Consider the following 11,065-nt stretch of genomic DNA (forward strand, 5'->3'; position numbering starts at 1 on the left):
CCCCGCGCATCTCCCGGTTCTGCCGGCGGAGCCGGTCGACCTCCTTGAGGGAGGCGCGGAGGGCCTCGACGGCTTTGTCGTTACGAGTGTTCATCGAGTTCTCCACAGGCTCAGACATCGTCACGGTCGGCGTTCAGCGCCATGTTGATCAACGCGTCGGCGTCCAGTTCATCGATCGAGTCGCCGTCGGCGGTCGGGGCGGGTGTGTCGTCGGTACCACCGGCCAGCCGCAGCAGCGCGTCCATCAGGCCTTCCGCACGCAGTCGGGCGAGGGGAACGGTCGCCAGGGCGTGCCGGACGGCGTCCTCTCCCGGCTCGGCGGGCCCCTGGTCGGCGGTCGGTTCCTGTTCGGCGACGCCGAGTTCCGAGCCGAGGTGGGCGGCGACCCCGGTGGGGTTGCGGTGGTTGAAGACCAGGCTCACCGGCAGCCGCAGCCCGGTCGTCCGGCTCAGCCGGTCCCGTAGCTCGACCGCGGTGAGCGAGTCGAAGCCGAGGTCCTTGAACGCCTGCGTGGCCTCGACGACCTGTCCGTCCCGGTACCGCAGGACCGCCGCGGCCTCGGTACGCACCAGGTCGAGCAGGATCTGCTGCCGCTGTCGGGCCGGCGCGGCGGACAGCCGGGCGAGCAGTGCGGACGGCTCGCCGGGGCTCTGCCCGTCGGCCGTGTCCGGCGTCCGTTCGTCGAGCAGCGCGGCGATCAGCGGGCTCGGCCGGCTCGCGGTGAACGCGGGCCCGAAGACGTCCCAGTCGATGTCGGCGACGACCAGACCGTCCTCGTGCCGGTCGATCGCCCGCTCCAGAGCCCGTACGGCCAGTTCGGGTTCCATCGGGACGACCCCGAGTCGACGCAGCCGGTCAGCGCCCGCCGAGGCGGCGAGGCCGGCACCGGCCCAGGATCCCCACGCCACCGAGGTTCCTGCCAGGCCGAGCCCGCGGCGGTGGCGTACCAGCGCGTCCAGGAACGCGTTGCCCGCGGCGTACGCGCCCTGCCCTCCGCCGCCCCAGACGGCCGCGCCGGAGGAGAACACCACGAACTGTTCCAGCTTCGTCCCCCGGGTCAGCTCGTGCAGCAGGCGCGCACCGGTGACCTTCGCCCCGAGCACGGTGTCGAGGTGCTCCGCGTCGATCTCGTCCAGTGCGGTCACACCGTCGACGCCGGCGGCGTGCAGCACCGCGGTCAGCGGCCACTGCGCCGGCACCGCCGCCAGCACCGCCGCCAGCGCGTCCCGGTCGGTCACGTCGCAGGCGGCCACGGTGACCGTCGTACCGAGTGCGGTCAGCTCCTCCGCCAGCTCCCCGGCCCCGTCGGTCTCTCCGCCGCGCCGGCCGACGAGCAGCAGGTGCGGCGCGCCCCGGGCAGCCAGCCAGCGGGCCGCCTCCGCACCGATGGCCCCGGTCCCGCCGGTGACCAGCACCGTTCCGGTGGGGGTCCAGGCCGGTGGCGCGGGCTGGGCGGTGGCGGTGCCCTGAGGTGCGCGTACGAGCCGGCGGGCGGATGCGCCGCGGTCGCGGATCGCGAGCTGGTCCTCGCCGGTGCCGCCGGTCAGGATGAGGGCCAGCAGATCGCCGGCCGTGCTGTCGGGAGTGAGCGGGATGTCGACCAGCCCGCCCCAGCGGTCGGGGTGTTCGAGCGCGGCGACCCGGCCCATGCCCCAGACCGCGGCCTGGGCCGGGTGGTCGACGGGCTCGTCGTGGGTGGACACCGCCCCGTGGGTCAGCGTCCACAGGGGTGCGGTGATGCCCGCGTCGCCGAGCGCCTGGGCGAGCGTCACGGTGGCGGCGACCCCGGCGGGGACCGTGGTGTCCGGCGGCGCGACGTCGGCCGTGGCGGTGAGCGACAGGACGCCGGAGAGGGGTTCCCGGGCGTCGGTGGTCTCCTTCAGGCGTGCGGCGAGGGTGCCGCGGTCCGGGGTGGGGCCGCCGTCGGTTTCGAACTCCACGACGGCGGCTCCGGCGGCGCGCAGCGCGGTGGTGGCCCACTTCGTCAGCTCGCAGGCCGGGGGGACGACGACCAGCCAGGTGCCGGAGAGCGGGCCGGTGGCGGGGAGTCCGGTCAGGGGGGCCCACTCGATCCGGTAGCGCCAGGTGTCGATGGTCGTGTCCTGACGGCGTCGGGTACGCCAGGAGGAGAGTGCGGGCAGCAGTGCGCCGAGTTCCCGGGAGGACTCCAGCTCCAGGGTGCCGGTGAGTTCCGCGAGGTCGCCGCGTTCCACGGCGTCCCAGAAGGCGGCTTCCTCCGCGTCGGCGGCCTTGTTCCCGGCGGTGGTCGATGCGGGTTCCAGCCAGTAGCGTTGGTGTTGGAAGGCGTATCCGGGGAGTTCGACGCGGTGTCCGGCCGGTATCACCGAGGACCAGTCCACCTGGACGCCCGTGACCCATGCCTGGGACAGTGCGGTCAGGAAGCGTTCTCCGTCTCCCTCGCCACGCCGCAGGGAACCCACCACCGCCACATCCGCACCCGCGGCCTCGGCGGTCTCCTGGATCCCCACCGTCAGAACCGGATGAGGGCTGCACTCCACGAACACCGACCGCCCGTCGGCCAGCAGAGCACGCGTGGCATCCTCGAACCGGACGGTGGAACGCAGATTGTCGAACCAGTACCCCGCGTCCATCGACACCGTGTCGATCCGGCCACCCGTCAGCGTCGAATACAACGGCACGACCGAGGACACCGGCACGATCCCCGCCAGATCCGTCAGAACCCGCTCCCGCACCTCCTCCACCTGCACCGAGTGCGAGGCATAGTCCACCGGAACACGACGCGCCCTCACCCCACGCCCCTCACACAGCCCCAGCAACTCCTCCAGAGCCCCCGGCTCGCCCGAGACCACCGTCGACCCCGGCCCATTCGCCGCCGCCACCGACAACCGCCCGCCGAACACCCCGATCAGTTCCTCGACAACAGCACGCCCCCCGGCGACCGACACCATCCCCCCACCACCCGCCAGCGCCAGAATCGCGCGACTGCGCAACGCCACCACCCTGGCCCCGTCCTCCAGCGACAGACCACCCGCCACCACCGCGGCAGCGATCTCCCCCTGCGAATGCCCCACCACCGCCGACGGCACCACACCACACGCACGCCACAACCGACCCAGCGAAACCATCACCGCCCACAACACCGGCTGAACCACATCCACCCGGCCCAACAACCCCTCCCCACCACTCTCCACCACCTCCAGCAGCGACCAGTCCACCCACGGACCCAACGCCACCTCACACTCACCCAACGACTCCCGGAACACCCCCGACCACCGAGCCAGCTCCCGACCCATCCCCACCCACTGCGACCCCTGACCCGGAAACACGAACACGACACCACGTTCACCGTTCGCCACGCCGCGCACGGAGCCGTCGGACGCCCCCTCGACCAGTGAATTCAAGCCCTCCGCAGCGCTCTGACGGTCGGCGGCCAGCACCACCGCGCGATGCTCCAGCGCCGCCCGTGACAACAGCGACCAGCCCACGTCCGACAGTTCGGGACCCGATTCGCCGGAGACCAGCTGCCGCAACCGGTCGGCCTGGCCCGACAGCGCACTCGCCGACTTCGCCGACACCACCAACGGCACCAGCCCGCCACCGGCCGAAGGAACCGACACCCGCTCAACCCGCTCGGCCGGCGCGGCCTGCTCGATGATCACGTGCGCATTGGTACCGCTCATCCCGAACGACGACACACCCGCCCGACGCACACGACCCGTCTCCGGCCACGCACACGCCTCAACCGCCAACCGCACCCCACCCGCGGACCAGTCCACATGCGACGTCGGCTCATCCACATGCAACGTCGCCGGAACCACACCGGACCGCAACGCCTGCACCATCTTGATCACACCCGCCACACCAGCGGCAGACTGCGTATGACCGATATTCGACTTCACCGACCCCAGCCACAGCGGACGATCCTCGTCACGCCCCCGCCCATACGTCGCCAGCAACGCCTGCGCCTCGATCGGATCACCGAGCCTCGTCCCCGTACCGTGCGCCTCCACCACATCCACCTCGGCGGCCGACAGACCCGCGTTCGCCAGCGCCTGACGGATCACCCGCTCCTGCGAGGGACCGTTGGGCGCGGTCAGACCATTGGACGCACCGTCCTGATTGACCGCACTCCCCCGCACCACCGCCAACACCTCATGACCCAACCGCTCGGCGTCCGAGAGCCGCTCCACCAGCAGCAGGCCGACGCCCTCGGACCAGCCCGTCCCGTCCGCCGCGTCCGCGAACGCCTTGCACCGCGCGTCTCCGGCCAGCCCGTCCAGGCGGCTGAACTCGCTGAAGACCTCGAAGCCCGCCATCACCGTCACTCCGCCGGCCAGTGCCATGCCGCACTCGCCGTTGCGCAGCGCCTGCACCGCGAGATGCAACGCCACCAGCGACGACGAACACGCCGTGTCCACCGTCACCGCAGGACCTTCCAGCCCGAACGAATACGCCACCCGGCCGGAGAGCACGCTGGTCGCGCCGCCGGTGAGCCGGTGGCCGGCGATGTCCTCCGGGAGTTCCTTGTCGAGGCCGTAGTACGAGGAGGAGGCACCCGCGAACACGCCGATCGGCTCACCGGCGACCGCCAGGGGGTCGAGCCCCGCCGCCTCGAAGGCCTCCCAGGCGGCCTCCAGCAGCAGCCGCTGCTGGGGGTCCATCACCAGCGCCTCGCGCGGCGAGATGCCGAACAGTCCGGCGTCGAACCCGGCCACGTCGTCGAGGAACCCGCCGAGCGGCGCGTACGGCAGACGCGTGGTGTCGATGTCCCAGCCGCGGTCGGTCGGGAAGGCGGTGATGGCGTCCTCTCCGGAGCGTACGAGCCGCCACAGGTCCGCGGGCGACCGGACGCCGCCGGGCAGCCGGCAGGACATGCCGACGATCGCGATCGGCTCGGCGAGGTCGGTGGCGGCACCGGTACGCACCTGATGCGCCGGCCCGGCCTCGCCGATCAGTTCGGTGCCGAGGTGGCCGGCGAGCGCGGCCGGGGTGGGATGGTCGAACAGCAGTGTCGCCGGCAGGCGCAGCCCGGTGGCCGCGTTGACGCGGTTGCGCAGTTCGACGGAGGTCAGCGAGTCGAATCCGAGTTCCTTGAACACCCGGTCCGGGGCGACCGCGTCGGGGCCCGCGTGCCCGAGGACGGCCGCGGCCTCGGCGCACACCAGCGCGGTGAGCAGGCGGTGCTGTTCGGCGGCGGGGAGCGCGGCGAGGCGTCCGGCGAGTCCCGAACCGCCGTCGACGGTACTGGCGACACGGCGCGCGGGGGCGCGCACCAGGCCGCGCAGCAGCGCGGGCAGGGGGCGCAGCGTCCGGGCGGCGGACGGGTCGAAGCGCAGCGGGAGCAGGTATGGCAGGCCCATGGCCTGGGCGGCGTCGAAGAGGGCGAGTCCTTCGTCGGTGGAGAGCGCGCCGCCGACGCGGGTGGCGCGGGCGAGACCGGTGGTGTCGAGGCCGCCGCTGATGGTGCTCTCCTCGGCCCACAGGCCCCAGCCGAGCGCGGTCGCGGCGAGTCCCCGGGTGCGGCGGTGCTGGGCCAGTGCCTCCAGGAAGGCGTTGGCGGCGGCGTAGTTGGCCTGGCCGGGGGAGCCGAAGGCGGAGGACGCGGACGCGTAGACGGTGAACAGAGCCAGGTCGTGGCCCTCGGTCAGTTCGTGCAGGGCGAGCGCGGCGCGGGCCTTGGGGCGCAGTACGCCGGTGATCCGCTCGGGCGTCAGCGCCTCGATGATCCCGTCGTCGGCGACACCGGCCGTGTGGACGACTCCGGTGAGCGGGTGCTCGGCGGGGAGGGTGGCCAGCAGTTCGGCCAGGGCCTTCCGGTCGGTGACGTCGCACGCGGCGATCCGTACCCGTGCGCCGAGCGCGCCGAGTCGCTCCGTCAGTTCCTGGGCTCCGGGTGCGGCGGGCCCGCGTCTGCTGACGAGCGTCAGGTGGCGTACGCCCCGGTGCTCGACCAGGTGCCGGGCCAGCAGCGATCCGAGGGCGCCGGTGCCACCGGTGATCAGGACCGTGCCTTCCGGGTCGAGGGCACGGGGCAGCATCAGGACGTTCTTGCCGATGTGGCCGCCCGACCCGAGGTGTCTGAGGACCTCTGCCGCCTGGCGGACGTCCCAGGTCCGCGCGGGCAGCAGTGTGAGCCGGCCGGTTCGGAACAGTTTGAGGACCTCCCGCAGCATCTCCTGAAGCCGGTCCGGTCCTGCCTCGCCGAGGTCGAAGGAGCGGTAGCTGCGGTCGCCGAACGCGTCCGGCTCGCGCAGGTCTGCCTTGCCCATCTCGACGAAGCGTCCGCCGGGGGCCAGCAGCCGTGCCGAGGCGTCGACGAACTCGCCCGCCAGCGCGTTGAGGACGACGTCCACACCACGCCCACCGGTACGCTCCGCGAAGACCGCCTCGAAACCCAGGTCCCGCGAGGACGCGAGACGGCCCTCGTCCAGCCCGGTCGCCGCCCACTTCACCGGCGACGCCGTCCCGTACACCTCCGCACCCAGATGACGGGCCAACTGCACCGCCGCCATCCCCACGCCACCGGCCGCCGCGTGCACCAGCACCGACTCACCCGCCGACAACCCCGCCAGATCCACCAGGGCGTAATAGGACGTCAGGAAGGCCATCGGCACCGAGGCCGCTTCCGGGAAGGTCCACTCCCGCGGCATCGGTGCCACCATCCGCCGGTCCACCACCGCCAGTGGTCCGAAGCCGCCCTCGAACAGGCCGAAGACGCGGTCGCCCGGCGCGAGGTCCGCGACCCCGGGGCCGGTCTCGACCACGATCCCCGCGGCTTCCGATCCCATGAGGGCCGAGGGGTCCGGGTACTGACCGAGGGCGATCAGCACATCGCGGAAGTTCACCCCGGCCGCACGCACCTCGACCCGTATCTCGCCCGGTGCCAGCTCCGCGGTCGCCTCGGGGGCGGGGGTGAGGGCCAAGTCCCGGAGGGAGCCGGAGGCCCGGTCGGCGGTGAGTCGCCAGCCCTCCGCGTCGGGCACGGCGAGGGCGCCGGATGCCGAGGCGCGGGCCAGTCTGGGGGCGAGCAGAGTGCCGCCGCGCAGGGCGAGCCAGGGTTCGTCGCCGTCAGCGAGCGCGGCGAGCAGGTCGGTGCCGATGTCCGTGGCGGTGCCGGTGTCGGTGTCGGTGTCCAGCAGGACGAACCGGTCGGGGTGCTCTGCCTGCGCGGAGCGTACGAGACCGCCGACGGCCGCCCCGGACAGACCGGTGACGTCGTCGCCGGGTACCGCGGCCACGGCGGAGCGGGTGACCAGCACCAGACGGGACGCGGCGAATCTCTCGTCGGCCAGCCAGGCCTGGAGGCCGGCCAGGACCTCGGTGACGGCGGCCTCGGTGTCCGCCTCGGCCACGGGCCACGCGACGACCTCGGGTGCCGTGCCGGAGAACCCGGTCATGAAGGCGTCGAGTCCGTCGGTGGCCATGGCGAGCGAACCCCGCCGGGCGGGCACGGGCACGGGCGTCCAGTCGAGGACGAACAGCGAGTCGTCGTGGCGCGGAGCGACGGCGGCGGCGGCGGCAGCGGTGGCGGTTCGCAGGGTGAGCGACTCGACGGTGGCGACGGGGGCGCCCTCGGGGTCGCTGATCCGCAGCGTCCAGGCGTCCTCGCCGACGGGTGCCAGACGGACGCGGGCCCGTGTGGCCCCGGCCGCGTGCAGGGTGGCGCGTTCCCAGGCGAAGGGCAGCCCGCTCCGGTCCGGGTCGAGGCCGGTGAGGTGCAGCGCGGCGTCGAACAGGGCGGGGTGCAGTCCGCAGCGGCCCGCCTCGCGGTGGGCCGACTCGGGCAGCTCCACCTCGGCGTACAGCTCGTCGCCGGACCGCCAGGCGGCCTTCAGCCCCTGGAAGAGGGGACCATACGCGAAACCGGACTCGGTGGCCCGCCCGTAGAAGCCGTCGAGGTCCACCGGCTCGGCCGCCGGCGGCCATGTCCGCACCGCACCGGCCGGGGAGGCCGCGGCGGCGGGGGACGCGGCGAGCAGACCGGTGGCGTTGCCGGTCCATTCCTCCTCGCCGTCGGGACGCGAGTGGATCTCCAGGTGACGGGTGCCGTCCTCGCGCTCGGCTCCGGCGCTGACCTGGATCTGTACGCCGCCGCGCGCGGGCAGCACGAGCGGCGCGGTGAGGGTGAGGTCCGCCACGGTCCCGCAGCCGACGTGTTCCCCGGCCTGCCAGGCGAGTTCGACGAACGCGGTGCCCGGGACGAGGACACTGCCGAGGATCGTGTGGTCGGTGAGCCATCCGTGCGTGGCGGCGGAGAGCCGGCCGGTGAGCAGCACCCCTCCCCCGGCGGCCAGCGACACGGCGGCGGCCAGCAGCGGGTGTCCTGCCGCGCCGAGCCCGGCGGAGGCCAGGTCCCCGGGGCTCAGCCGGACACTGGGCCAGTACGCCTGCCGCTCGAACGGGTACGTGGGCAGCTCGGTGCGCCGGGCGCCCGCCGCGCCGAGGGGCGTCGCCCAGTCGACGGGTGCGCCGTGCGCGTGGACGCGCGCGACGGCGTGCAGCAGCGACGCGGCCTCGTCCGGGCCGGAGCGCAGGGCGGGGACGGCGGTCACGCCGTCGGCGATGTACGGGACGAGGGCGGTCAGGGACCCGTCCGGGCCGAGTTCGAGGAAGCGGGTGGCACCGGACTCGTGGGCCGCCCGGCGTACGGCGTCGGCGAAGCGGACGGGCTCGACGATCTGCCCGACCCAGTAATCGGGGGTGGCCGGGTCCCCGGGCGCGGTGGTGAGGACCGGGATCGTCGGGGCGTGGTACGTCAGCGACCGCGCGACGGCGGCGAACTCGTCGAGCATCGGTTCCATCAGGTGCGAGTGGAACGCGTGCGAGACGGCCAGCCGTTTCACCCGCACACCCCGTGCCCGCAGCCGCTCCTCCAGCGCGCCGATCGCGCCGGCGTCGCCGGAAACGGTGACCGAGGCGGGCCCGTTGACCGCTGCTACGTCGATCCCGTCGGGCAGGACCAGCCCGTCCTCGGCCGCTTCGACGGCGAGCATCGCGCCGCCCGGGGGCAGCGCGTCCATCAATCGGGCGCGCGCCGACACCAGGGCACACGCGTCCTTCAGGGACAGCACCCCGGCGAGGTGCGCGGCGGCCAGTTCACCGATCGAGTGGCCCACCAGCATGTCCGGGGTCAGCCCCCAGGACTCCACCAGCCGGAACAGCGCCACCTCGACGGCGAACAGGGCGGGCTGGGTGTACGCGGTGCGCGCCAGAAGCTCCGCCTCCTCCCCGAACATCACTTCTTTCAGGGGGTGTTCGAGGTCGACCCGCGCGCATACGGCGTCGAGCGCTTCGGCGAACACGGGGAAGGCGTCGTACAGTCCACGCCCCATGCCCACGCGTTGCGCGCCCTGTCCCGAGAACAGGAACGCCGTGCGTCCGGGTGCCGCCGTGCCGGACTCCGCCTCCGGCGGGACCGTGCCCCCGGCGAGGCTCGCGAGCGCCCGCAGCGCGTCGTCGCGCCCCGCCGCCAGTACGACGGACCGGGCGGCCAGCGAGGCGCGGGTGGTGGCCAGTGAGTAGCCGAGGTCGGCCAGGCGCGCGTCGGGGCGCTCGGTCAGGTGCGCGTGGAGTTGGGCGGCCTGTTCGCGCAGGGCGTGCTGGGTGCGGGCGGAGAGCGGGAGCGGGATCAGCGGCGGTTCGGCGGCCGGGGGCGACGGCGCGGGCGGGGTCTCCCCGGTCGCGGGGTCGGGTGCCTGCTCCAGCACGGTGTGCGCGTTGGTGCCGCTCACCCCGAACGAGGAGACGGCGGCGCGCCTGGTCCGGCCGGAGCCGGACCAGGGCCGGTTCTCGGTGAGGAGCCGGACGGCGCCGGCCGACCAGTCCACCTGCCGGGTGGGCTCGTCGGCGTGCAGGGTGCGGGGCAGCACCCCGTGCCGCAGGGCCATGACCGTCTTGATGACACCGGCGACACCGGCGGCGGCCTGGGTGTGCGCGATGTTGGACTTCACCGAGCCGAGCCACAGCGGCCGGTCGGCGGGTCGGCCTTGCCCGTAGGCGGCCAGCAGGGCCTGTGCCTCGATCGGGTCGCCGAGCCTCGTGCCCGTGCCGTGCGCCTCGACCAGGTCCACGTCGGAGGGCGTCAGGCCGGCCGAGGCCAGCGCGTCATGGATGACCCGCTGCTGCGAGGGCCCGTTGGGCGCGGTCAGCCCGTTGGACGCGCCGTCCTGGTTGACGGCCGACCCCCGTATCACCGCCAGCACCTCGTGGCCGTTGCGTACGGCGTCCGAGAGCCGCTCCACGAGCAGCACCCCGACGCCCTCGCCCCAGCCGGTGCCGTCCGCGCCCTCGCCGAACGCCTTGCACCGGCCGTCGGCCGCGAGCCCCCGCTGACGGGAGAACTCGACGAACGCGGCGGGCGTGGCCATGACCGTGACGCCGCCCGCGAGCGCCATGGTGCATTCGCCCCCGCGCAGCGACCGCACGGCCAGGTGCAGCGCCACCAGCGACGCCGAGCACGCCGTGTCCACGGTGAGGGCGGGGCCCTCCAGCCCGAAGACGTACGAGAGGCGTCCGGACAGCACGCTCGCGACGGCACCGGTGGCGAGGTAGCCCTCGGCCGCCTCCGGGTCGGCGGCGAGCGCGGTGGCGTAGTCCTGGCCGTTGGTGGCGGCGAACACGCCGACCCGGGCACCGCGCACCGACTTCGGGTCGATGCCGGCTCGCTCGAAGGCCTCCCACGAGGTCTCCAGGAGCAGCCGCTGCTGGGGGTCCATGGCGATGGCCTCGCGCGGCGAGATCTCGAAGAGTCCGGCGTCGAACTCGGCGGCGTCGTGCAGGAATCCGCCCTCGTGACCGTAGCTGCCGCCGGGCCGCCCGGGGTCCGGGTCGAGGAGCGCGTCCAGGTCCCAGCCCCGGTCGGTGGGGAAGGGGCCGACCGCGTCACGGCCCTCGGTGACCAGCCGCCACAGCTGTTCCGGGGTGCGGACGCCGCCGGGGAAGCGGCAGGCCATGGACACGATGGCGATGGGCTCGGAGTCCCGGTCCTGCTGTTCGCGCAGTTCCCGGTGCGCCTGCCGGAGCTCGCCCGTGACGAACTTCAGGTGGTCGAGCAGCTTCTCTTCGTTCGTCATCAGAGCGACTC

Annotated in this window: 1 protein-coding gene and 1 pseudogene; both read right to left on the reverse strand. The window is 73.8% G+C overall.

Translation table 11 applies throughout. The features are described 5' to 3' along the window. Positions 1-40 precede the first annotated feature (40 nt). Positions 41-118: pseudogene (locus tag ABD371_RS35875) on the reverse strand (hypothetical protein); the annotation flags it as partial. Next, positions 111-11,057 (reverse strand): type I polyketide synthase, encoded by a 10,947-nt coding sequence (locus ABD371_RS19115; RefSeq protein ID WP_425575815.1) that lies wholly within the window; start codon positions 11,055-11,057, stop codon positions 111-113. The gene ABD371_RS19115 and the pseudogene ABD371_RS35875, both read right to left, overlap by 8 nt. Positions 11,058-11,065: the final 8 nt, after the last annotated feature.

The sequence above is a fragment of the Streptomyces amakusaensis genome, from assembly GCF_039532665.1.
Lineage (GTDB): Bacteria > Actinomycetota > Actinomycetes > Streptomycetales > Streptomycetaceae > Streptomyces > Streptomyces amakusaensis.